At 43.2% G+C, this 25,994-nt stretch carries 14 protein-coding genes, 2 CRISPR repeat arrays and 1 riboswitch; all 14 genes read left to right on the forward strand.

What is annotated here, in order from left to right; all coding sequences use genetic code 11:
• Positions 1–395: 395 nt before the first annotated feature.
• The 14 genes from ABDB91_RS02860 to recQ all read left to right on the forward strand — a co-directional run bounded on the left by ABDB91_RS02860 (position 396) and on the right by recQ (position 25,962).
• Positions 396–2,162 carry a TIGR02556 family CRISPR-associated protein gene (locus tag ABDB91_RS02860; protein ID WP_347490135.1) on the forward strand — a complete coding sequence of 589 codons (1,767 nt, stop codon included), beginning with the start codon at positions 396–398 and terminating at the stop codon, positions 2,160–2,162.
• A complete protein-coding gene (cas7b, locus tag ABDB91_RS02865) occupies positions 2,152–3,108 on the forward strand; it encodes a type I-B CRISPR-associated protein Cas7/Csh2 (protein ID WP_347490136.1) in 957 nt (318 codons plus the stop codon). The genes ABDB91_RS02860 and cas7b overlap by 11 nt, the downstream gene beginning before the upstream one ends.
• A gap of 10 nt (positions 3,109–3,118) precedes the next feature.
• Positions 3,119–3,847, forward strand: coding sequence for a type I-B CRISPR-associated protein Cas5b (gene cas5b / locus ABDB91_RS02870; RefSeq protein WP_347490137.1), 729 nt, complete (start codon positions 3,119–3,121; stop codon positions 3,845–3,847).
• Between the two features lie 124 nt (positions 3,848–3,971).
• Complete coding sequence (gene cas3, locus ABDB91_RS02875; protein WP_347491512.1) at positions 3,972–6,353, forward strand: CRISPR-associated helicase Cas3'; 2,382 nt, start codon at positions 3,972–3,974, stop codon at positions 6,351–6,353.
• A gap of 222 nt (positions 6,354–6,575) precedes the next feature.
• Positions 6,576–7,082 (forward strand): CRISPR-associated protein Cas4, encoded by a 507-nt coding sequence (gene cas4 / locus ABDB91_RS02880; protein ID WP_347490138.1) that lies wholly within the window; start codon positions 6,576–6,578, stop codon positions 7,080–7,082.
• A gap of 68 nt (positions 7,083–7,150) precedes the next feature.
• Positions 7,151–8,143: a type I-B CRISPR-associated endonuclease Cas1b gene (cas1b, locus tag ABDB91_RS02885; protein ID WP_347490139.1), complete on the forward strand. Its 993-nt coding sequence runs from the start codon at positions 7,151–7,153 to the stop codon at positions 8,141–8,143.
• Between the two features lie 28 nt (positions 8,144–8,171).
• Positions 8,172–8,435 (forward strand): CRISPR-associated endonuclease Cas2, encoded by a 264-nt coding sequence (gene cas2 / locus ABDB91_RS02890; protein WP_347491514.1) that lies wholly within the window; start codon positions 8,172–8,174, stop codon positions 8,433–8,435.
• Between the two features lie 181 nt (positions 8,436–8,616).
• Positions 8,617–10,390: direct repeats of the CRISPR family, unit length 30 nt; unit sequence GTTTTTAGACTACCTATGAGGAATTGAAAC.
• A gap of 222 nt (positions 10,391–10,612) precedes the next feature.
• Positions 10,613–10,912 carry a type II toxin-antitoxin system RelB/DinJ family antitoxin gene (locus ABDB91_RS02895; RefSeq protein ID WP_347490140.1) on the forward strand — a complete coding sequence of 100 codons (300 nt, stop codon included), beginning with the start codon at positions 10,613–10,615 and terminating at the stop codon, positions 10,910–10,912.
• Positions 10,913–11,191: 279 nt separating this feature from the next.
• A complete protein-coding gene (locus tag ABDB91_RS02900) occupies positions 11,192–11,761 on the forward strand; it encodes a TetR/AcrR family transcriptional regulator (protein ID WP_347490141.1) in 570 nt (189 codons plus the stop codon).
• A 113-nt stretch (positions 11,762–11,874) separates the two neighbouring features.
• Positions 11,875–13,611 carry an ABC transporter ATP-binding protein gene (locus ABDB91_RS02905; protein ID WP_347490142.1) on the forward strand — a complete coding sequence of 579 codons (1,737 nt, stop codon included), beginning with the start codon at positions 11,875–11,877 and terminating at the stop codon, positions 13,609–13,611.
• Entirely contained in the window at positions 13,608–15,338 is a 1,731-nt protein-coding gene (locus tag ABDB91_RS02910; RefSeq protein WP_347490143.1) for an ABC transporter ATP-binding protein, read from the forward strand. The genes ABDB91_RS02905 and ABDB91_RS02910 overlap by 4 nt, the downstream gene beginning before the upstream one ends.
• Positions 15,339–15,440: 102 nt before the next feature.
• Positions 15,441–15,659, forward strand: a riboswitch (cobalamin riboswitch).
• An 89-nt stretch (positions 15,660–15,748) separates the two neighbouring features.
• On the forward strand, positions 15,749–20,602 hold the full coding sequence (locus ABDB91_RS02915; protein ID WP_347490144.1) for an S-layer homology domain-containing protein: 4,854 nt from the start codon (positions 15,749–15,751) through the stop codon (positions 20,600–20,602).
• A 298-nt stretch (positions 20,603–20,900) separates the two neighbouring features.
• A CRISPR array of direct repeats spans positions 20,901–22,127; the repeat unit is 30 nt; unit sequence GTTTTTAGACTACCTATAAGGGATTGAAAC.
• Between the two features lie 549 nt (positions 22,128–22,676).
• Positions 22,677–23,306, forward strand: a complete 630-nt coding sequence (locus ABDB91_RS02920) for an NAD-dependent epimerase/dehydratase family protein (RefSeq protein ID WP_347490145.1) — start codon at positions 22,677–22,679, stop codon at positions 23,304–23,306.
• 397 nt (positions 23,307–23,703) lie between these two features.
• The gene (recQ, locus tag ABDB91_RS02925) at positions 23,704–25,962 is read left to right on the forward strand and encodes a DNA helicase RecQ (protein ID WP_347490146.1); all 2,259 of its coding nucleotides are present in this window, start codon (positions 23,704–23,706) and stop codon (positions 25,960–25,962) included.
• The last annotated feature ends 32 nt before the right edge of the window (positions 25,963–25,994 follow it).

Here is a 25,994-nt window from a genome sequence, read left to right on the forward strand (position 1 = left end):
TTGAGGCGGGGGTGCGCGATAAACAATTGTCTACTAATCAATGCTCCCGGCTTTTGGGGCTTCGTTTAAAAAGTTTACATAGCATTGCCGGATTTCCGGTTTTTCAAGTAAATGGCTAAGTTCTTTGATTGGAAGGTTGAGGTAATCCCTGTCCAGGCGGTGCACCATTGGCGTTTGATAACTCATCGTACATCAGCAAAATTATAACCCCTTTTGTAGTTTTATTAACCCTTATAAGTAGACTATCAACAAAAACAAATGTTTCAATTCCTTGTTCAGGTAATAATATGAAATTTTTATCTTGACAATTATTACTTTAAAATTATGATATATGCAATATCTATGTATAACCGACAAAACCAAATTAAAATAAAAATTTGATTGGAGGTGAAAAAGTGATTACAGCGGTTCGGGAACTTGGCACGTTTGCCCTAAATAAATCAGGTAAAGATAGTCTATCTGCTTTGACCGAAGTTATAAACGCAGATAACTATCCTTATATGCTGGTAATTGAACTGGAAGAACATAAACCTTGTGAATTTATTTGTGTCAGTGTGGAAGATATGAATGCGGGGGGTGCCGGAAGATATATATACCGCCAGGGTAGTTCAAGGGGTTCAAATTATTCCCCTACAGCTATAATTACCGATATTAAAAAGACATTGCCTATTAAAATAATTGGGTGGTTTAATTCGGTAAGTAAGCGGAAACTGATGTTTTCCACAGAAGAACAAGGCCATCTTAAGATAATTAAAGCATCTCTTGAAAAAAACCAAGCAAAAATTGAATCCGAAATCATAGAAAAATTACAGGACATTGGTAAAAGTTGCGGGTTAACATTAAAAATTGGTGGCAAATATATATCGGAGGTTGCTGTTTTTAGAAAAGCTTTTATGCAGTTGGTGTCTGCAAAGGAGGATAGCATATCCGCTTCGGATAAGTTGTGCTCTCTCTGCGGCCAAAGAAAAATCAAGGTATCAGCCGGTGCTCCCGCTTATAAGTTTTATACTATTGATAAGCCCGGTATGATAAGCGGGCACTTTATTCAGGAGAAAAGTTGGCGTAATTATCCGGTATGCCAGGAATGTTCAAGGGCGCTTGATGAAGGGAAAAGAATTACGGAACGGAAATTAAAATTTTCATTTTATGGTTTGTCCTATACCCTTATTCCCAAATTTCTTTCCGGTAAACCTTCAGACATAATATTAAAAATAATAACCGGCAATCGTATGGACAAAAACATCAAAATAAAGACTGAAACCGGCCGGAAACTAGTTAAAACGGAAGATAGCATACTACATCTACTGGCCCGGGAAGAAGATAACTTAATGTATAATTTTCTTTTCAGTAAGAAAAGTAACAGTGCCGAGAGGATTCTTTTGCTGGTGGAAGATGTGCTGCCTTCACGTCTTCGGGCACTGTTTGCGGCCAAGGGTAAAGTGGATGCTGTATTTGTGAATGACCCTTTTCATCTGGGAAAAGTTCGCAATTTTTTTGCTAAATCCGACGAAGGTAAGCGCGATAACGATTTGGATAAATATTTTCTTGAGACAATTGATAAGACTTTTAAAGGCTTGCCAATATCTATGCCTTTTTTGGCAACCCATTTTATGCGGGAAATCAGGCGCGATTTTAATAACCAGGAAGGTGTTCTCTTTAAAGTTGGTAATGCTATTCAAACCGTTATGTTTTTTGTAAATTTGAGTATGCTTACACCAAAGGAGGTAACTATGGCGGAGACAATCTTTGATCCTGTTTTTAAAAAATATGAGGCACAATTGGACAGCCGGGAAAAAAGGGGTATTTTTTTGTTGGGTTCCCTGACTAAGATGCTGTTAAATATTCAATATACGACCAGACACTCACAACCATTTTTATCACAGTTAATGGGACTTAAAATGGACGAAAGAAATATTAAAGGATTACTGCCCAAGGTAATAAATAAACTTCTTGAATACAAAAGATTAGACCACAAAAAAAACCAATTAACTGAAGTAATATCACAATATTTTTTGGAATCACCTCTGAACTGGCGTTTACCAGTTGATGAACTAAACTACTATTTTGTTTGTGGGATGAACTTATATAAAGAGATCAACGTAATTCTGTACGGTCAGGAGGAAGTGAAAGAAGAAGAGGAGGCTGATGTTGATGTCGATTAGCAATCGCTCGGAGGTTTTATTTATTTACGACTGTACATTTTCAAATCCCAACGGGGATCCTCTCGATGCCAATAAGCCCAGAATAGATGAGGAAACAGGCAGGAATATTGTAACTGATGTGCGGTTAAAAAGAACTGTTCGAGATTACTTTCATGACTTGAAAGGTGAGGAAATTTTTATCAGGGATATTACCGATGATGATGATCACTTACAGGATGCCAAAATGAGGGCGGAGGATTTTCTAGCGGATAAAAAGGATAAGTCCAAGTTAAGTCTTAAAGAAATGCGGGAAACCATCAGGCGAAATATACTATCAAGCTGCATTGATGTCCGGTTGTTCGGTGCTACCATCCCCATTGAGAAGAGCGGTAAAGAAAAGAGTTCCGTTACCCTTACCGGGCCGGTGCAGTTTAAAATGGGACAATCTTTACACAGAGTTAAATTGCAATTTATCAAAGGGACCGGCGCATTTGCGTCCGGTAGTGAAAGAACGAAAAAGACTTTTAGAGAAGAGTATTTGCTGCCTTATTCCCTAATATGTTTTTATGGTGTTGTTAACGATTGTGCCGCTGAGCATACGGAACTAACCGATGACGATGTAAACAATTTAATGGATGCTCTCTGGAACGGAACTAAAAATCTCATTTCCCGGTCCAAGGCGGGCCAGCAGCCCAGATTGTTAGTCAGGGTGGCCTATAAAGAGAAATTTTATCATATCGGAGAGTTGGATAAATTAGTGGCTTTTCAATCCGATTTGAATGATGAGGGAATAAGGGATATTGAGGAAGGGTTTCTAGATTTCGAAAAATTAATTAGAATACTTGCTGAGAATAAAGATAAGATTGATTATGTTGAATATGCCATGGATAAACGGGTAAGGCCTAAACAAGAGTTGAAAAAAATGTTGTCTGAGTATGGTTTGAACATCCGGGAATTAGTTTACTAGGGTGATGTTAATGAAAAAGAAGCTGCTCATCTTTGATCTATACGGGGACTATGCTCACTTTAGGAAATACTATACAACAACATCCCCTTTAACTTTTTCCATAATACCCCCGGTTACGCTGATGGGGGTACTCGGTGCTATACTCGGTCTATCCAATGAAAATAACCTATATTTAGAAACACTGAACGAGGCTGGGACCAAAGTAGGCATACAGTTAATAAAGCCGGTTAAGAAATTCCGCATGGGTATGAATTTAATTAACACCAAAAACGATTACTGGGTGCCCAAACACAGAACTGAAGGGGCCAGAACGCAGATAAAATATGAATTTCTAAAGGATGCGGCTTATCGTATTTATGTGTCCATGGATAATGAAGAATTGCTAAATCAATTGAAGTATAACGTTAGCAGACATAAGTGTGTTTATACGGTTAGTCTCGGGTTAAGCGAGTTGTTGGCTGATTTTTCCTTTGTTGATGCGCGGGATTTTAATTGGCGGGAAAATGATAGTAGTTTTATTGATATTGTTACGGCAGTATCAATGGACGACGTTTTGCAAGGTGGTATTGACATTTCTCCGGGCAGCAGATACTTGAAAGAGAATATGCCAATTAAAATGGATTCAAACAGAGAGGTTACCCAATACAGTGAGATGTTGACGGAAACCATGGGAAACCATATCAAACTGAAAATAAATGGATTCTGGGAAAGCCATGGTTTAAATATTAATTTGCTGTAATTTTTGCCCCCGGCTTTACAGACCGGGGACATTTTCTATTTTTTCAATAGATCTCATGAGATAGGGAGGGTTTGAACTGTCTGCCACACTTTTAAGCCATCCTGACCAAGAATTAAGTACTCATCTGCTTGGAGTCGGTAGATGGACGCAAATGCTTAGTGCCGGTTGTGAAGTGAAACTCTGGGATGCCAGTGTTTTGAATGATATTTTAAAAATTTTGTCTTTTGCCCATGATTTTGGAAAGGCTACGCTATATTTTCAAAAATACATTGAGAATCCGTATAAACAGAAAAGTGGTCCTCTGGCCAGACATTCACTTCTATCTGCCGTAGTGGGTTATAGGTTGGCCAAACATTATTTTGAGGGTTACCAAGATGCACAGAGACTAGGCCTGTTTGTTTACGTGGCTATTAAAAGGCATCATGGTAACTTGCACAGTATTGAAGATGAGTTCCTTACTTTTAGTGAACAGGACCGAGACTTACTTTTAAAACAGGCTAGATCTATTGACTTTTCAATGCTGGAAGAAACTTGGGAACCTCTCGCTATACAGTTGCCCCCCGGCTTATCCGAGATACTACCCTTTACTTGCGAAAAATTGGAAAATTGGATTAAAGATATGGAAGGGGAGCTAGATCAAATTAGTTTATGGTGGTTGCTAAACGAAGATAAAAATCAGTCTTTTCTTAGAGATAAAAATGAGCCACAGGTTGAGTATAGCCTTGATAATTATTTTAAATTCCTATATATCTACTCTCTTTTATTGGATGCTGATAAGAGCCAGGTGGGGATAAGGGAATACCACAGAAACAGTGTTGGGATATCCGTGAATTTGGTAGATGAATATAAGAGGCATAAGCAAAAGCAATGGGACAGTATCGGGCTTAATGATTTTAGGAACATGGCCTATGAAGAAATATCTGATAATTTATCCCTGGCGGATCACGGTAATTTATTTAAGATCACCCTGCCCACGGGTATGGGGAAAACATTGGCTGCATATAATTTTGCCTTCAGGTTAAGGGATAAAAGGCTTAAGGATAGGGGCATTCCTCCCAGAATTATTTATGCTTTACCATTTTTAAGCGTTATTGATCAGAATTATGATGTTCTATTCGATATCATGAAATTACAAGGATTTACCGGGCATAATATTCTTTTAAAACATCACCATTTAGCTGATCCCGTTTACACAATGGGAAGGGATGAAGATGAAATAACATATTCACCCAACGCTTCAAAGCTGCTAATTGAAGGATGGGCTTCGGAAGTGGTTGTTACTACTTTTGTCCAGTTGTTTGAGACTTTAATTGGATGGCGAAATAGTTGTTTGAGACGTTTTCATAATCTGGCCCATTCCATTATCGTTCTTGATGAAATTCAGGCTTTGCCGGTTTCCTACTGGCAATTGGCACAGCATGTTTTGGAATACATGATCAACAATATGAATGTGGATATTATTTTGGTTACCGCAACTCAGCCCAAGATATTTACGGGTGATATGAACCCCTTCGAACTTGTTAATGCTGAGCGATATTTTGGGAACATGGATAGAATCGCAATGAAAGTAAATTTATTCCCCAGAACCGTGAGCGAATTTGCGGATTCAATTAAAGATGAATTGCAGGAGCGGGAAGGAAAAAGCTTTTTATTTATATTTAATACCATCGCATCGGCTAAAGAGTTTTATAAACTTTTAGTGGAGATGGTGGATGAGCCGGTGGCGTTTCTATCCACAGGTGTGGTGATGAAGGATAGAAGCCTTAGAATAAAAGATATTAAGGATAAGAAATATCGTTTTGCCGTCAGTACTCAGTTGGTGGAGGCGGGTGTGGATATAGATTTCGACGTAGTTTATAGGGACTTTGCCCCTATGGATTCAATAAACCAGGCTGCCGGACGCTGTAACCGAAATGGCCAGGGTGAACGTCGCGGGGTTGTAAATATAATTTACCTTGTTCGGGAAAACAAGAAAAGATCATATGCCGGTCTGATATACAACAATACTTCCCTTGATATAACCAAAAGGATATTAAAGGGTAAAGGTATGATCTCTGAAAGTGAACTTTTAGGTTTAATAGATTTATATTTCCAACAGGCCAAGGATATGAGTAGGGCCAGTGAATCTTTTCATTTGTTGGAGGCTTTGCAAAATCTAAGATTTAACTCCGGAGATAATCCAGATGCAGGGGTGAACGATTTTAGACTAATTAAACAGCGAGGTAATCGGGTTAATATTTTTGTAGAATTGGATCGGGAGGCGGAAGAAGTATGGTTGGAATATGAAGATATCGTTCAGCACTGTAAAGATTTTTATCAACGGCAGGGAAGGTTTGAAACAATTAAAAAGGATTTTTATCAATATGTAATCTCTGTTACTGTTAACGAAGGGATGTTTCTGCCTCCTGATATTAATAACTTTTGCTATGTTAGTAAATTTCAGCTTAAAAGTTACTATGATAAAAACCTTGGTTTTGATACTTCTAACTATGAAAATATTTTTTAGCCAATAACAAGTAGGTGTTTAATTTGTAACACTTGGCTTGAATTGGGCTTAAACATGCCGGCTGTCGGGTTTCGTATAGAACCCTACCTTTACAGGGTCGGCGCCATTGTATACATTACGGCAAAAATGCTTAACTGCCGGGTGGTTACAGGTGAAAGCATTAAATGAGTTGAGGAGACATCATCTTTATATGGACACAATTAGCATAGGAGGTTTCTTTGTGTGAATGCCAGGGAAATCAATGTTAGCGGCACCCTGGTGTGGTATTACTACATCTGCCCCAGGGAAGTCTGGTTAATTGGCCATCAGATTACCGCCGACCAGGATGATGCAAATGTGTCTCTGGGACGGTTCATTCAGGATTATACATATCCGCGTGAGCGTAAAGAACTGGCGGTTGGCCAAAGTAAAATGGATGTTTTTCGGGTCACGGATGAGGGCTTGGTTATCGGAGAGGTCAAGAAGAGCTCCAAGTTTAAAAGCAGTGCTCGTATGCAGTTAGCTTTTTATTTAAGCGAGTTAAGGCAACGTGGTATAGAGGCCCGGGGAGAATTGCGTTTTCCCAAAGAAAAGCGTAAAGAGGAAGTAGTGCTGAACGAGCAGACTGAACGGGAGTTGGACAAGGTATGCCGGGAAATCTTACGTATTCTTTACCTTCCCGCCCCACCGGAGCCTAAAAAGATAAGTTTTTGCAGAAGGTGTGCTTATGCGGAATTCTGCTGGTCGTGAGCGGGCAGTCGGGTATTTGATTGCTTTATAGGGAACAGTCAATTGAATCTATTGGGAAGTGTTAATTAATGAAGAAAACTTTATATATATTTTCCAGTGGCGAACTTTCGCGCAAGGATAATACCCTGTTTTTTGAAACAGAAGAAGGCCGGCGTTTCATCCCGGTGGAAGACACCGGGGAAATTATGATTTTCGGAGAGGTTACCGTTAATAAGAGGCTGTTGGAATTCTTATCTGTAAAAGAGATTATGCTGCATTTTTTTAATTATCACGGCTATTACATGGGTTCATTTTACCCGCGCGAACATTTGAATTCCGGATTTATGACATTGAGGCAAGCTGAGCACTATCTGGACGAGGAAAGGCGTCTAAACATCGCAAAGGAGTTTGTGCGTGGCGCGGCCAGGAACATTCGCCAAGTGTTGAAATACTACCATGGCCGGGAAAAGGATGTGGCGCGTCAAATAAACGCTGTTGAGAATTTAATTGCGCCCATAGATGAATGCAAGGACATACCAACGCTGATGGCTTTGGAGGGGAATATCCGCGACCATTATTATCATGCGTTCGATGAAATAGTGGGCAATCCCGACTTTATCTTCCAAGAACGCACCAGGCGCCCGCCTAAAAATTATTTAAACACACTGATTAGTTTTGGGAATTCCTTGATGTATACCATTTGCCTCAGTGAAATATACAAGACACATCTGGACCCCCGCATCGGTTATCTGCACTCCACCAATTTTCGCCGCTTTACCCTGAACCTTGACTTAGCTGAAATATTTAAACCGATAATAGTGGACAGGCTAATATTTTCGCTGCTTGGGAAAAAGATGATTACCAAAAAGAGTTTTGATCGGGTTACAGAAGGGATCATGATGAAAGAGAAGGCTAGAAAATGCTTTGTAGAGAACCTGGACGAAAAATTAAAAACTACCATTAAACACAGGGATATTGGGCGTCCGGTTTCTTACCGCAGGTTAATTCGGCTGGAACTGTACAAGATAGAAAAACATTTGATGGGGGAAAAAGAATATCAGGCTTTTGTGGCCGGGTGGTAGAATATAATTAAAGGTTGGTGAAATTACCCTGTTTGTCATTGTGGTTTATGATGTTGGGCAAAAGAGAGTGGTCAAGGTTCTGAAAAAATGCCGACAGTATCTGAATTGGGTTCAGAATTCCGTGCTGGAAGGTGAGATTTCAGACGCTAATCTAAAAAAGTTAAAAATGGAGTTGGAACGAATTATTCACAAGGACCAAGACTCGGTCATCTTTTACTCCTTGCGTACAACGAAATATTCTTCCCGGGAGATTATGGGTTTGGAAAAAGGAGGAGATGAAAATATAATCTAGAACAAAGAAATAGAGTAGGAGAATTTTTGTCGTCGATCTCCGATAGCGCACAAACACCGGGGGGTCGACGACATTCTGTAATTGAAAAAAGCTTATAGTATAAGGTTTTCGAGAATATTGTCACAGTGGCTTTCAATAAGCTTCTAGTTTAGGAAGCCTTATTTTTAGGTAAACGCGACGGGTTTTTAGACTACCTATGAGGAATTGAAACTATGGCCCGTGATGCTATTGGGCTCTGGGGAATATGGTTTTTAGACTACCTATGAGGAATTGAAACATGCGTAGTTCAACCATTATATTCACCCAACAACTAAAGTTTTTAGACTACCTATGAGGAATTGAAACTAAATCAAGCCTTAACCCGTCTACACCGAACAAAAAGTTTTTAGACTACCTATGAGGAATTGAAACCTCGCAGTATAGCGGCATTTGTCGGAGCAATATTTTGTTTTTAGACTACCTATGAGGAATTGAAACGCACTTTTCCTGTCTTTGAAACTAACTCCGTATATTGCGTTTTTAGACTACCTATGAGGAATTGAAACATGTCTGCCGGGCGGCGGCGCTGGCCGGATTCACCACGTTTTTAGACTACCTATGAGGAATTGAAACACTGTTTAAAAGAGCAGCGGGGTCTTGAAAAAACTCGTTTTTAGACTACCTATGAGGAATTGAAACCTGTATGATTCAACCACAATGCGATACAACGGAGGTGGGTTTTTAGACTACCTATGAGGAATTGAAACTCAACCGCTACTCCAACCCGGGTGAGGTAGTGTTTGAGTTTTTAGACTACCTATGAGGAATTGAAACCGCGGCAAAAACAACTGCTCGGGTAGATACCGAAAGTTTTTAGACTACCTATGAGGAATTGAAACCCCAGAGCTATCGGTACAGCGTAAGCTATTGTTGTTCCGTTTTTAGACTACCTATGAGGAATTGAAACAAATTTTGCCAATACCAAATACTATTTTCTCTATCGTTTTTAGACTACCTATGAGGAATTGAAACTCAGGTTCAGAGTTCCGATGCGGCTGTTTTGGTTTTAGTTTTTAGACTACCTATGAGGAATTGAAACGCGGGTACGGTGAGAGCGGTCAAATAGTTTGGGATAGTTTTTAGACTACCTATGAGGAATTGAAACTATTGCACACCGTTTAACGTAAACACGTGATCACCGGGTTTTTAGACTACCTATGAGGAATTGAAACCACCTCCGTCCTGCTGTAAAACCCGTTTCAATGCCGGTTTTTAGACTACCTATGAGGAATTGAAACTGGAGACGCCTTTCGGCAAACATGTTGGAGGCCTTGCCCGTTTTTAGACTACCTATGAGGAATTGAAACTCTTTTCCCGAGGCCTTAAGATGTAATACACCGCACGTTTTTAGACTACCTATAAGGAATTGAAACGGGTAATGACCACCTCGGTACCGCGCACCGAGGCGGTAGTTTTTAGACTACCTATAAGGAATTGAAACCCGGACGATGGAAGTACATGGGAAGTTTCAGGAACTGTGTTTTTAGACTACCTATAAGGAATTGAAACACGCCTTTTGGATAATTTCCATTGGATGACTGGCTGTTTTTAGACTACCTATAAGGAATTGAAACTCGCCCAGCATACCACCTGTTGTACTGACGTTCACGGTTGTTTTTAGACTACCTATAAGGAATTGAAACCGTCGTTTGGCAGCGGGATGCTCCAAAAGTTATAGGTCGGTTTTTAGACTACCTATAAGGAATTGAAACTTTCTGCTCGGCCCCAAAGCCCCCGGGCATCAACTTTGAGTTTTTAGACTACCTATAAGGAATTGAAACCTTGGAAGTTCAAGACACTTAACGGTATTGCCCCGGTCCGTTTTTAGACTACCTATAAGGAATTGAAACGTAGGCACCGACACCAGGCGATTGGCTGTATGCGAAGTTTTTAGACTACCTATAAGGAATTGAAACGCACGAAAAATAATAAGGCCTCCGGTAAAGGCACTGTTTAATAGGGAAACTTATTGAACTATACCCCAAACCGGTACGGAAAAACAAGAGATAGGCGTTGTCCCGCAAGGGATAGCGCCTATTTTGTGCTAAAGAGTAAATTGAAGAAATTCGAATTGTGTATTGCTAAAAGTTATACAATAGAACATAGTATAGAAAAGAAAAATGAAAGGTGAAATCATTGTGGCTATTAAAACAGCAAATGTTCTCGCGCGTGTCGAGCCGGATATAAAAGAAAAAGCAGAATCAATCATGGCAAAGCTGGGGGTTCCGGCTTCCGTTGTAATTAATATGCTTTACAAGCAAATCATCATGACGAAAAGTATTCCGTTCTCTCTCTCAATCCCTGCCACTCCGGTGATGCTTGATGAAATGGACGTCGCGACATTTGACGCAATCATGCAAAAAGGATTTAATGAGGCAAAAGCAGACTGTTCCCGTCCTGCTTCTGAGGTATTTTCTGAATTAAGACGAGGGCTATAATTGATGGAGGATAAGACGTATTTTGGATTGACGAAGAAAATATTAAGGTTCAAGTTACTGCAGTTATCTATGGCAGGTGTGATCAAATAAAGCAACTCTCACAGATAGATATGGAATAAAGAAAATCAGGAAACCATTATCGAACGCAAATACGTCTTTATATAAAAGAGGAAGCTATGGTATTATCAAACCGGGTAAGTTACATGAACCCAACTTGACAAAGCCTTAGTCCCGCTATATACTGAACGAGTATTCGATATTGCAAAAGGGGGTGAGGCAATGGCACAGGTACTAAAGGATGAAATAAGGGAACGCATTTATGAAGCAGCGCTTGATGTATTTTTTCAAAAGGACTTTAAAAGCACTACTATGAAAGAAATCGCGCAAAAAGCGGGTGTGTCCACCAGCCTCACTTATTCCTATTTCAAAAATAAGGAGGTGCTTTTTAACGAAATCATACAGTCAGTTTTGCTACAGTTTCCGGATATGCTAAAGCAGGCCGTGGAAGCACCCGGCCAAGCTTTTGATAAGTTTGTCAGTATCGAAAGAGAGTTTTTCTTAGGCTTGCTTGACAGGCGCCGTGAATTGATTGTCCTTATGGATAAAAGCGCTGGTACAAATCACAGTGATGCCAAAGAAAACATGATTCAGCTTATCGAAGAACATATAAAGATAGGCCTTAAAAAAAGAAGTGATAAAGAATATGATGACCTGCTTGCTCATATTCTGGCCGGCAATTTTACCGAGAGTGTGCTTGAAATCGCTCGCCATTACAAAAGCCGTGAGTGGGCTGAGGAAATGCTTGATCTTATTTCCAGACAGCATTTTTTTGGCAGCAACTCGCTTTGATTGCTCTACGCAATAAATAAACCCGTTAGTTTGTCACTTGCTGACGGGTTAAAAAATCGAATAATATTGAATAGTGATTCGATATTAAGATTGCTAAAAGAAAGGAGAAAGGCATGAAACAGAATAAAATGGCTTATATCAAAAAAATTAAAAACAAAAACATGTCATCCAATATTTTGGTTACTATGAATGTGATATTGGGAACAATACCAATCATCATTGTGGTTTACATGGTCGGACTTATGCTGGACGGCGCATTAACAAAAAAAAATATTCTGCTGTGCGGCATCGGAATAGCCGGATGCCTCGCGCTGAAGGCACTGTCCTATGGGCTGTCGATCTGGAAGGCTCATGACGCGGCTTACAAGTCATTAACCGAGATTCGCGTCGATATCATCAAGCATCTGAAGACGCTGCCGCTGGGGTTCTTTCAGAAGCGAAAAACCGGCGATCTGGCCAACATAATCAATCATGATGTGGAAGAGGTAGAAGTTTATCTGGCCCACGCTCTTCCCGAGATCGTGTCGGCGACTTTGGTGCCCGCTGTGATTTTTATCGTTATATTGCTGATTGATTGGAGACTGGGGCTTGCTCTCGTCTGCACCGTTCCGCTGATGTTTTTGTTCAGCGGTAAGGCGACAAAAATTTTTTCAGGCTCTTTTGCCCATTACTGGGAGAGCACAAAAAAACTATCGGAGGATTTGCTGGAATATATATCTGCAATTTCTGTCATCAAGGCATTCTCCCGTGAAGAGCAAAAGACGCGGAATATTCTCGGCAGCATCCATGATTATAACCGCTGGGTTAAAAATTTCACGCTCAACTTGACCGTGCCGATGAGATTTATCGACATGATCCTTGAGGGGGGCTTCGTGGTAATGGCCGTCGTCGGTTCTCTCCTCCTCTCGGATGGCCGGATCAGCACGCAAGGCTTTGTACTGGCACTGATTCTCGGCGGAATTTTTACCGCTTCCTTTGCCAAGCTGCAAATTTATCACCATAGCCGGATCGTATTCAATAATGCCATGAACAGCATTTTTTCCGTAATGGGCGAAGAGCCGCCGGCGTGGGGCAGCAGTTCCTTGTCAAATGCCGGGGATATTGTGTTTGACGACGTATGCTTTAGCTATACGATGGAGAAGAAAATCCTGTCCAATATTAACCTGCGTTTGCAAAAGAACTCCGTGACCGCAATCGTAGGAGCGTCCGGTTCAGGGAAAAGCACGCTGGCGAGCCTTATGATGGGCTTTTGGCTGCCGGACAGCGGCAAGATCTCCATCGGAGGTCAAAGCCTCACGGATATGAGCGAGAGGGCGCTTTCCGCTCTTGTATCCATCGTACAGCAGGAGGTTTTCCTATTTAATCTGTCCATTGAGGAAAACATCCGCATCGGGAAACCGGACGCAACACAGGATGAAATTGTTGAAGCGGCCCAAAAAGCGCAGATTCATGATTTTGTCATGGGCCTTCCGCGGGGATACGATACTCTGGCGGGCGAAGCGGGCGTTAAATTTTCCGGCGGAGAAAAACAGCGCATTTCCATTGCTAGAATGATGCTCAAAAACGCGCCCATCATTATTCTGGACGAAGCGACCGCCGCCATCGACCCGAGCAACGAGCGGCAGATTCAGAAAGCCATCGGCAATCTGGGGGAAAACAAAACGCTGATTATGATTGCCCATCATTTGAATACGATCACCAACGCCGATCAGATCGTGGTTATGGACGAAGGCCGTGTTGTAGGTTCCGGCCGGCACGGGGAGCTTCTTGCCTCCTGCCCGCTCTACTCCGAAATGGTAGAACAGCAAACAAAAGTTGATACCTGGCAGATCAAGGAGGTATCCGCATGATTAAAAAAATATTTCAGAGCATGACGTCGCAAGGCAAGTTTCTGCTGACCCTTTCAATTGTACTTTTTACGCTGTATGCGCTATCCGGAACAGCCATGATGCTGCTGCTCCTGGACATGATAGAAAAAATAATAGCGGGACAGGAAATGACCCTCTCTCACTATTGGCTGGGGCTAATCGGCCTGGTGGTATTCAAAGCCGTATGCAATGCGGCGGCAGACCTGGCTAAGCATTTTGCCGGTTTTGATATTGGTGAATCAACACAAAAGAGCATTCTTCTGCGGCTGAAATGCTTTTCCCTCGGGTTCTATACAAAGGAGCGCGTGGGTGAAATCAGCACAATCATTCAGAAGGACGTTACCAATCTGATGACCATTGTGGCGCATATGTGGTCGCGCATGATCAGCGACTTTGTTGTGGCGGTCATCCTCGGCATCGGGCTTTTTATCGTGGACTGGCGGATGGGCCTGGCGATGGTTTCCCTTCTTCCCATAGCGCTTCTGTTGCTGGTATACGGCCTAAAATCGGGCCAGGCTCTGCAGAAAGAATCGCAGGATGACCTGGCCGATATGGTCAGCCTGTTTGTGGAGTATGTGAAGGGCATCCCGCTTCTTAAAGCTTTCTCTGAAAGTTCGAGATTTCAAACTAGATTGAGGCAAAGCACCGAGCGGTTTGGGGAGAGCAGTAAGAAGATATCAAAATCCTTCGCGGTGATCTTAGGCAGATATTCCCTGTTCGTGGAGCTCTGCTTTGCCGTACTGGCAACGGTTGGCGCCTACCTCCTTTTAGGAGCGGAATTATCCGTCTTTGATTATCTGATCTTTGTCATCATCAGCCGCGAGTTTTACAAGCCCTTTGCGGGCATGGAGGGGCATTATCTGAATTACATCAAGGTGACGGACAGCTACCGGCGTACCCAAACCTTGCTTGACGCCCCAATCATAGAAGTCCCCCAAAATCCAAAGCAACCCAAGAGCTTTGATATTGGATTTGAAAATGTCGGCTTTTTCTATGCAAAGGGAGAGTTTGAGCTGAAAAACGCGAGCTTCCGGCTGAAGGAGGGAACGCTTACCGCCCTCGTCGGGCCTTCCGGCTCCGGCAAGACCACCGTGACAAATCTTCTTTTGCGCTTCTGGGAGCCGCAAAGGGGTTCGATCCGCGTCGGCGGCGTTGACATTCGGGAAATGGACTACGACGAGCTGCTCGGAAATATCAGCATCGTGATGCAGAACGTCATGCTCTTTGCCGACACGATAGAAGGAAATATTAAGGTCGGGAACCGCAACGCCACAAGAAAGGATGTCATTGCGGCCGCACAAAAGGCCATGATCCACGACTTTATTGTAAGCTTGCCTCAGGGGTATGACACACCCGTGGGGGAAAACGGCGTCGGCCTTTCGGGCGGCCAGAAGCAGCGGGTTTCCATTGCCCGGGCGTTTCTGAAGAACGCGCCCATTGTTATTCTGGACGAGATCACCAGCAATGTTGACCCCGTCAACGAAGCGAAAATCCAGCGGGCCATCAGCAATCTTGCTCAAAACCGGACAGTTCTTGTCATTGCTCATCATCTTCGCACCATCCGCACGGCAGACAATATCCTTGTCTTTAACGAGGGAGAGATCGTCCAGGCGGGCGTCCATGACGAGCTAATCAAGCAAGACGGGCTGTACAATACTCTCTGGCGGTCGCAGGAGGAGGCGAAGGAATGGAAGCTGACCGGGGCTTAAAACGAAATAACTCTTCATGGTCCCCCTTGCAACCTCTTACGTATATGCATTGACAATGGTATTTAGCTGTGATAACTTTGAAATTAGTGATAATAGGTAAAAATTAAACATATTATTTTAAGTGTCCCCTTGGGTGTATGAACTTTGGGGGAAGGATAGGGAATCGGGTGAGAATCCCGAGCGGAACCGCCGCTGTATGCGCCGAGGCCGCGCTCGTCGGCGAAAGCCGGTCACTGGGAAACTGGGAAGGCAGAGCGTGTGCCGCAGGGGGAAACTCCATAAGCGTAAGCCAGAAGACCTGCTTATAAATAATTGCTATATCTGTTGGTAATGAGTTGTTTACATCGTAATGATGATGTTACGCGGGAAAACGGCTGCGACAATCATATGATTGATTGTCGCAGCCGTTTTTGCGTTTAAACGCCATGAATCAGTTTAACGCCATTTTGCATGGTAAACAGTTTTTTTTAATTCCCAGTGGAGATATTCTTGGTAATATATCTCTTGTAGTTACTGCGGGAGAAGGGGATACAAGCCAAGCTTATACTTTTGAAATTTCTCAAAAGAACGGCGCATTGTTTTTTAAGTCAATGGAAATATTGGGCGGTACCCTAAACGGCATATTTACGGAGGACAGCAGTTTTGTAACAGCCAAAGCTGATAACGACAATTATGGCATCACCGTAAACATGAAAAGCCCGATATCACCGGGACCGGGAAAATTTGCAGTATACACACTGGACGGTACCTCTCCCTTATTTGAGGCGGAACGCCCTAAAGGCATTAATAAAACTAATACCTACACCGTTTCCGGTCTGGAAACCGGTATTACCTATCGCCTGGTTTTATCAGTAACAATTTCAGAGAAGGTATATTATCAAACTACATTGCTTTATGCCACGGCAGCCCATCAAAGATACAGCGTACAGCTGATCCCCGATCAGGAAGGTGCGGTTGTAACCGTTTTTGACAGTGAGGGGAATCAGCAGGTTCCGGAAGAAACAGGCGTATACTCTCTTACATCAGGTAACTATAGCTATGTCGTTGCCAAAGAAGGGTATTTTACAGCTGCGGGGACTTTCGGTGTGGTAGACAGCAATTTGGAAATACCCGTTGCTTTGACAGCGGCCCCGTCGGGGGAGCATTCGGCTGAACTTTTATCCATTGGGGGAACATTAACCGATATATCAGGCAATATCACCCAATTTTCAGCGGCTGAGTATAGCAAGGATAACTTTATTTATATCAGTGAAACTATAAAATCAAGGCCGGAAACGGATTTCCGGTTCAAAGGGGTGTTACAGTCTCCTTACGCAACTGTAACAATAAATAGCACTTGTCTTCAGGATACTCAGGATTATGCGGTTAACTACGACATCGAAAACGGAAAACGTGTTTTTTCAACTGCCGCTTTTAATTCTTATGGAGAAAACGCTTTATCTTATCATATAACAATAAAAGATGGGGAGTTAAGCAAGACATATTTGTTTATACTGGACAATTCATATGGTTCTCAGGGTACGCGGGATATTTGGCTGTTAAACGGTGAGACTGAGGAAATACTTGATGAAGCATACCAGCCGGTAATAGGATCGGGACACACGGTTGCCTCTGTCAGCCTGCCTGAGGGGGTTAACACCCTACGTGTACAGCATAATATTGAATCAAATAAAATTACTACGGATTATAGACAAAGTTTGTTCAAAGATTTAAATTACGTAAGAGTAAACGGCGGTGCTTATAACCGTTTTGACGCCAGCCGGCAGGGCGAAAGGGCTTATAGTACTGAACTGCCGCTTAAGCAGGGTGTTAATGTTGTTGAAGTCGAATTAGTATCCTACAGCGTTAGTAAAATCACCGCTGCTCCCGAAAGCGGATTTGAAAATGTCCCTGATTCTAAAAAAGTTCTTAATCATTACGTATTTTTAATTGAATGTAGCGAAGCGGACGGAAGCGTTGACACGGTTACCGATACCGGTCTGCGCGGTATTCAGGTCTATCAGTTTATGAAAACTCAAAGCAGCGCCATGGGTGCTGAAGATGATTGCAAGCAGTATCCTGTAAACAATCAAAACGGTACTTATACCGTCGGTATTCCAAACGATATGCTCTACGAGCTATTACTTCTCAGGGCTGCGCCCGGTGACAACGCCTGCTCGGTTGCTGTTGGCGGGTCGATCGGATGGCAGGTCGGCAGTTATTATGTGGTGCCGGTTGATGCCGGCCAGACAGAGCAAATAGAAGTAACGGTTACCGCTCCCAGCGGAGACAGGCAAAAACACATTATTCAAATTAAGTGGGCTTCCAGCAATGTCCGCCTGGATTCCGTCAATATTGAAGGCGGTACTTTAAACAAAGTATTTGACAAGGATATCTTTAATTACATCGTAACACCGGGGGCAGATATTGAGGCATTATCCGTTACCCCTGTTTTAGAAGACAGCAAGGCGAGTCTAACTATAAACGGCAGTCTCGCAGTCAGTGGCGAAACAGCTTTAATTCCTGTCAGCGAACCCAAATTGCTTATCGAAGTTACTGCCGAAGACGGATTTTCCAAACAAGTTTATGTCTTTTTGATTGGAACCGATAACCCCGGTATTTCTCAGGAAACGAGAGCCCGGGCACAGGAAATGCTGGACAAAGCCATGGAATATGGCGAAAAAGAAATGGGCAAGGATTTATCCGACGGATATTGGGGTACTTTTGATTGGGCAGCCGCCGGAAAATCGCTGGACGGATATGCCGTATACGATGTTACCCAACATAAAGATGGAGACTTCTCACAATATCAGGCAACGGATTACGCGGCCATTATTTTGCAATTGGTTATGCTGGGAGAAAATCCTTATAATTATGAGGGCATAAATTATGTTGAAAAACTGCAGGCTGTTGACACTACCTCCGCCGGGGTTTTCGGCCCGTTTGCAAATAATATCTGGGCATTATTGGCCCTTGACGCAGCCGGAGCCGATTACAATCCCAATCTGATAGAAATCGTAAAGCAGCAGGCCGCTAGCGACAGTTTTGATATGGACATGCGCGGCTGGGCTTTGGCCGCAATTCAGAATCACAGAGACGAACCGAACATGCTAGAGGATATTGCCGGCATTACGGAGGCATTTAAAAAGAGGCAGGCTGATAACGGGGAATTATATGGAGACTATGGATTTAATTGCAATACATTATGTTGTGTCTTAACCGGATTGGGAGCTGCAGGTATTGATGTGGGCGGCGAAGATTGGAAACGAAACGGAAAAGACCCACTTGATGCTCTGGCGGCTTATCAAAAAGAAGATGGAGCTTTTTATTACAAAGACAATCAGTATCCCGGGTTCAATAAGGATGTTCCGATTGCATTAGGGGCTTTGATAAACGGCTACAACGTATGGCAGCATCAGTGCTTAACTTGGGAAAAATTTTCCGGGTTGACTGAACGAGCCGGGAATATGCTGGAAAATGATCTTGACGGGCATGGAAGCGCTAAAGACGATTTAAAAGCTGTTTATAACGCGGCTTTAGAGGTATCCGAGGACACTATTAAGGGACAAGGAGAACTATATTATAACTTATATGAAGCAATGAGTGTCATTGATCCGTCAATGAAAGCCGACGTTACAATAGGTAAGCCGTCTGAAGATCCCGGGGAAGATCCTGTGGAAGAAAAAAACAATATAACCGTTTACTTTACTCTGTTAGGCACTGATGCGGACGGAGAAGACGGGAAAGTAAATACTTTGTCTGAAGGCAACCTCACAACCTGGATTTCGAAGACATCAGTTGAAGTAGAAGAAGGTTCGCGGGTTTATGATGTTTTCAGCAAGGTTTTGGATGATAACGGATATAAATATGCGGGGGCTGATAATAATTATGTCCGTTCAATCAGAACACCGGGGGGGTTAACTTTAGCGGAATATGCAAACGGTCCAAATTCCGGATGGATGTATACAGTTAACGGTACTCATCCCATGCTGGGATTAAAGGATTATGTTCTGCAAAACGGGGATGTTATCGTCTGGCATTATACAGATGACTATACCCTGGAGGAAGATTCAATGGGATGGGATGATAACGCTTCATCTTTAATAAACAAGATTGATGAAAAATCAGAAAGCATTGTGCTGCAAACTGAAGTAAAAGACGGCGAGGCAATAGCGTTAGTAAAAAGCGAGGACATCGACAAATTATTGGAAAATGTTAAGGAAAACGGCGGTACAAACATTAGAATAAAAGTTGAAACGGAAGAAACCGTTAACAAGGTCATAGTCGAACTGCCCATGGACTCCGTATTCGATATGGCATCTTCCGCCCTGTCAATGACGATTGAGACGCCTAACGGCAATGTATCGCTTGATAGCGAGGCGCTTAAGACCATAGCGGGTAAGGGCGGCGGTGATGTTAATTTCTCAATTGAGCAGCTTGACAGCGACAGTCTTTCTGAAGAAAACCGCGAGCTTGTAGGTGATCATCCTGTATATGCCCTGGCAATAGCGGCCAACGGTAGGGACGTTACCGACTTTGGCGGCGGCAGCGTACAGGTAAGTCTCCCATATACACCGGCGGACGATGAGGACGCGGACAACCTTACAGTTTACTATCTGGACGATGAAGGCAATGCCGTAAGGATGACCGGAGCATACTATGACGAGGAAACAGGCTGTATGATATTCACAACAGATCACTTCTCAACTTTTGCTGTCGTCTATGAAGCACTCTTGAATTTCACAGATGTCACGGAAAATGCATGGTATTACGATGCAGTGCTGTATGTAGATAAAAACGGACTGTTTTCCGGTACCTCAAACACTAGCTTTTCACCGGACGTCGACATGACCCGGACCATGCTGGTTACGGTTTTGTACAGGCTTGAGGGCGAGCCGACGGTTACGGCTGAAAACAGCTTCACCGATGTGGAAGGGGGAGCATGGTATGCAAACGCCGTTATTTGGGCAGTTGAAAATGGGATCGTTTCCGGGTACGGCGACGGGATATTCGGAACGAACGACAATACGACGCGCGAGCAGATGGCGGCAATACTGTATAACTATGCAAAATATAAGGGCTATGACATAACGGCAACAACCGAACTTGCAGCTTACTTCGATTCAGGCAATATTAGCAAGTGGGCGGAGACCGCAATGTTCTGGGCTGTTGGTAAAGAACTCATAAGCGGTACAACTGCCACGACGCTTGCCCCGGACGGCAGTGCTACAAGAGCTCAAGTGGCGGCGATTCTTATGAGATTCCACGAGAACATTGTTGAGTAGAATGTTGTGTAAAAGGGAGTTTTGAATACTTGCGTGTAAATGGCTTATTATGCTATAAACTAATTAAGCACTTTTTAAATATGGTTGAAAAAAGAGGAGATGAAAATATAATCTAGAACAAAGGGATAAAGCAGGAAAATCTTTGTCGTCGATCTCCGATAGCGTAGAAACACCGGGGGGTCGACGACATTCTGTAATTGAAAGAAAACTTATAGTATAAGGTTTTCGAGAATATTGTCACAGTAGCTTCCAATAAGCTTTTAATTTAGAAAGCCTTATTTTCAGGTAAACGCGACGGGTTTTTAGACTACCTATAAGGGATTGAAACCACATTTTTTAGCGATACCGACGTTCCATGGCTGAATGTTTTTAGACTACCTATAAGGGATTGAAACTTTCATAATGCCCCGGACGATCCACCGGCTTGATCGTTTTTAGACTACCTATAAGGGATTGAAACAGCAATCCCCCTCTCGGGGCCAGGGCTTATGCCCCGTTTTTAGACTACCTATAAGGGATTGAAACATCAATGGCAGGAACACTACCGTTTTTCGGTCCATACAGTTTTTAGACTACCTATAAGGGATTGAAACAAGGGCGATATAAAATTGAAAGGTTTTCTTTGTCAGTTTTTAGACTACCTATAAGGGATTGAAACAGGCAAGTAGCAAGTGAATTGGAAGTGAACCCGGTTAGTTTTTAGACTACCTATAAGGGATTGAAACAATCAACGGTAAAAATGTCGCGGCTACGCACTTTTATACGTTTTTAGACTACCTATAAGGGATTGAAACTCTATGCTATGTAAATCAAAAAATTTCCTGGCAAATTGGTTTTTAGACTACCTATAAGGGATTGAAACTTCCAGTAGTAACGCTAACCGGCGAAGATAAAGCCCGGGTTTTTAGACTACCTATAAGGGATTGAAACTGCCTTCGTAAGATACTTCAAGTTCGCCCAGCTTGGTTTTTAGACTACCTATAAGGGATTGAAACTTTCTCGTACTTTATTTATAACAGTTAATTTTCTTGTTTTTAGACTACCTATAAGGGATTGAAACTGTTTGAGAATGAAGGCCCGGCCAAAATCAAGTCCCGTTTTTAGACTACCTATAAGGGATTGAAACCAACTGGAGATGGACCATATACTCACATGTTTAAGGCCGTTTTTAGACTACCTATAAGGGATTGAAACAAGATTGCATATCCCGGTCCGGCCAGTCTGGAGCTTTTGTTTTTAGACTACCTATAAGGGATTGAAACTGGTTAGTCCCATATGCGTGACTACCACGATAAACTGTTTTTAGACTACCTATAAGGGATTGAAACTGGATACCGGTGTTGTAAACATGAGCCCGGTCCGCGTTTTTAGACTACCTATAAGGGATTGAAACTAAGCGTAGTTATCCTGGTGAAAGATTGCCTAAAAGTTTTTAGACTACCCATAAGGGATTGAAACTTCGTATTGTACCGGCCTCTGGATCAAAAATAACCAAGTTTTTAGACTGCCTATAAGGCTGGAAACGCTCTTTTAGATATACACCAAAAAAGGAACCAGTGATATTGTAAAGGCGAATATATAATTTTGTTGAACAAGTGAATATATCGTAGGAACGGGAACTTTTTCTTCCTGCGGCTGGTCGCAGCGGCGGTAATTATGTTGCTATTGGCCGGGGCGTTCTCCGTCTCCTTTCCGGTAAAGGCGCATGAAACTGGGGAAAAAATAGTGAACGCGGTTAAAACCATGCTTAACCAGCACCCGGATGAACATCAGAACTGAACACAAGCACAATGAAGCGGGTCTTCTGTCTCCACCGTCGGAAGACCTCAAAGAACTTCCCCTCAAGGCAAGAAGATAGCTGTTTCCTTTGAAGAGATCCGATCAGTCAGCCTATTTTCCGTGACTCCCCCCCCGGTATTTGTCGGAGGGTATTGAAAAAAGAAAATTTAGATCCAAGATACAGAAAGAATATGTTATATTATCGGTAACCATCACACCGTTAATACCAGCATCTCTGAGTACACGTCCCATTGTAACGGGTGCAGACCAAAATTCGAGGCAAGAGGTGTATGAATTGCAAGAGAACCCGGATAACAGACCTGTGGTGGCGGTGGCGGGGGCTACTGGTTTTATAGGAAGGGCGTTATTACCGGCTTTAAAATCACATTGCCGGCTAATTTGCCTTACCAGAAGTGCTGTAAATGAAGAAGAATCGGTCTGTGGCTTGGATGTCAGTTGGCGGCAGTGCGATCTTTTTTCATTAAACGATATTGAACAAGTTCTATGCGGTGCTGATTATGCCTATTATCTGGTCCATTCCATGATGCCTTCGGCTCGGTTAACTCAGGGAAGTTTTCAAAATATGGATCTAATTCTGGCCGACAATTTTGCCCGTGCTGCTGCATTGACCGGTATCAAGCAAATAATCTATCTGGGGGGACTTGTACCTCGAGAACGGGGGAGGTTATCCAGACATTTGGACAGCCGCCTTGAGGTGGAAAAAACCCTTGGCTCATATGGTGTTCCGGTGACGGCGATTCGGGCGGGTTTAATAATTGGTGCGAACGGGAGTTCCTTCAGTATTATTACTCACCTGGTGGAACGATTCAAAATCATGGTATTGCCCAAGCTAAGAACAAGCCCCTGCTGGACCTGTCCTTTTCAGAAGACCGCAGTTTCAATGACCGGCCCATTTATTACATAACCGGCGGACTGATGGCCCACCTAAATCGTCTTCCACACCCCGGGCGACTGGAATTCCGCGGGGTTTTGCAAAATAAATATGCATTGGTAGCCATCCATGACTATGTTCCCACTTTGCCCTGGTTTATTTATAATTTAACCCAGGCTCAGTTGCACCTTTGGGTAATGCATAATTACAGAAGACACTTAAGGACTTAATCTATAAGGAATTAAAACCGGTGCCGCTAAGTGGCTGTGCCGGTTTTAATGGTCTATTGTATGTTATCCTGTTAAGGCTTACCTTTAGACCTGCTCCGCCGCAATTTGACAGGAGGTGTTATAATTAACAAAATTGGCGGAGAACTGTCCAAAACTTTGGAAGAAAAAGCCTAACCAGGTAAATTAGAGGTATAAAATAAATGACCATCCAGGAAGCATTAAAAAAATTTTTTGGATATGACAGCTTTCGCGGCGGTCAGCAGGAACTTATTTCGGCGATCTTAGCCGGGCGTGATGTTCTTGGCATCATGCCAACCGGTGCCGGCAAGTCCGTCTGTTTTCAGTTGCCCGCTACAATGCACAAGGGTATTACGCTTGTGGTGTCTCCCTTGATTTCACTGATGAAGGATCAGGTAGGCGCACTGATCCAGTCCGGAATTCCTGCTGCGTATATCAATTCCACCCTTTCGCCTCGGCAGATGAAAACCGCGCTATACAATGCAATGAATGGTAAATACAAATTGATTTACGTCGCGCCCGAACGTCTGCTGGCCCCAGAGTTTCTTGCGTTCGCTAAAAGTGTAAAAATATCCATGCTCACGGTGGATGAAGCCCATTGCATTTCGCAATGGGGGCAGGACTTTCGCCCAAGCTATGCACAAATTCCGCAGTTTATTGAGCAGCTTGAGCAAAGACCGATTGTATCCGCATTTACGGCAACTGCTACCGCGCGCGTAAGAGAAGATATAGTTGCGCTTCTTTCTTTATTGAATCCCGTCGTTTTAGTTACGGGCTTTGACCGGCAAAACCTTTATTTTGAAGTGCAGGCGCCTAAAAATAAAATGCAGGCGTTAACAGACTTCTTAGAGGCGCATAAAAACCAGAGCGGCATTGTCTATTGCGCAACCAGAAAGACAGTGGAAGAAGTTTGTGCGGAATTAAACCGACGGGGCTTTTCGGCCGCGCCCTATCACGCCGGTCTGCCGGACGAGGAACGGCATGCCAATCAGGACGATTTTTTGTTTGACCGGGTGCAGATTATGGCTGCAACCAATGCGTTCGGAATGGGTATCGATAAATCAAACGTGGCTTTTGTGGTGCATTATAACATGCCGAAAGATATTGAAAGTTATTATCAGGAGGCGGGACGGGCCGGGCGCGACGGCAGTGAGGCCGCCTGTCTTTTGCTTTACAGCGGTCAGGATGTCAGAACGAATCAATGGCTGATTGAACATGCCAAAGACGTAGCTTATTCGGATGCGGAAACAGAGAGGCTGCTTAAGGAGCGTGATTACCGGCGCTTGCGTGAGATGACCTTTTACGCAACCACCAACGACTGTCTCAGAGCTTTTATTCTCCGCTATTTTGGAGAAAATCCCCCCGGCTATTGCGGTCATTGCGGCAACTGTGATACAAAGTTTGAAACAGTGGATGTTACCGAGGAGGCACAAAAAATTCTGTCCTGCGTGGTGCGCATGAAAGAGCGTTTTGGCGCGATGCTGGTCATCGACGTGCTGCGCGGCAGCAAAAGCAAACGTATACAAGAGCTGGGACTGAACGCGCTATCCACTTACGGCATCAGCGAAAAAAGCGTCCATACATTGCGTACTATCATCGAATTTTTGATACAAAGCGGCTATCTTAAAAAAAGCGATGGTCAGTACGCTGTTTTGTGCCTCACGCCTGAGGCGAAAAAAGTGTTAAATGGCACCGTAGCCCTGCAAATGAAACTGGCTCAAGAAAGAACACAGGCTTCAAGGAATGATGCCGATGCCACAGCCGGTGCGAAGAATTCCGTACCCCCGGGAAGAGAAGCTCTTTATCTGCGCTTGAAGGCGCTGCGGCATGAAATTGCCGCGGAGCAGGGAGTGCCGGCGTTTGTTGTCTTTTCCGACAGCTCCCTTGTAAATATGTGCGTAAGATTGCCGAGAGCACCGGCCGAATTTTTAATGGTATTCGGTGTTGGTGAAACAAAACTGCAACGCTACGGTGCAAGGTTTTTGCGGGAGATAGCAAGCTTTTGTGAAGAAAACGCAATTGTTGACACTTATAAAGACGATGAGAAAAGCACGCCAAAGCGTAAGAGGAAGAATGCCGGCCATGTGGAAGTGATTTTTCCAAACAGCGAAATTTTAAAAGAAATAGAGATATCTCAACAGCCAATTCCAATCAGTATGCTTGCCGGAGCGGTAAACGAAGTGTTAAAGCGGCATGCCTGTTCGACAGTATCAGCCGTTAAAATGTCCGGCTGGCTTGTGTCGGAGGGATATCTGCAAATAGTTGAACAAAACGACAGCCGGACAAAAGTGCCGGCTCGGAAAGGACTTGCATTGGGAGTAATGCAGGAAGAGCGGACAAGCGCTAGAGGTAATTATTTTATTAATCTTTATCCTGCGTCCGCACAACAATTTATTGTGGACCATGTTTGCGATATCCTGGCCTATGTTAAGATGAGTTGAGTTAACAGACCAGTGCTCCTATGTTCCGAATT

Origin of the sequence: Desulfoscipio sp. XC116, from assembly GCF_039851975.1 — a bacterium.
In the GTDB taxonomy this organism is placed as follows: domain Bacteria; phylum Bacillota; class Desulfotomaculia; order Desulfotomaculales; family Desulfallaceae; genus Sporotomaculum.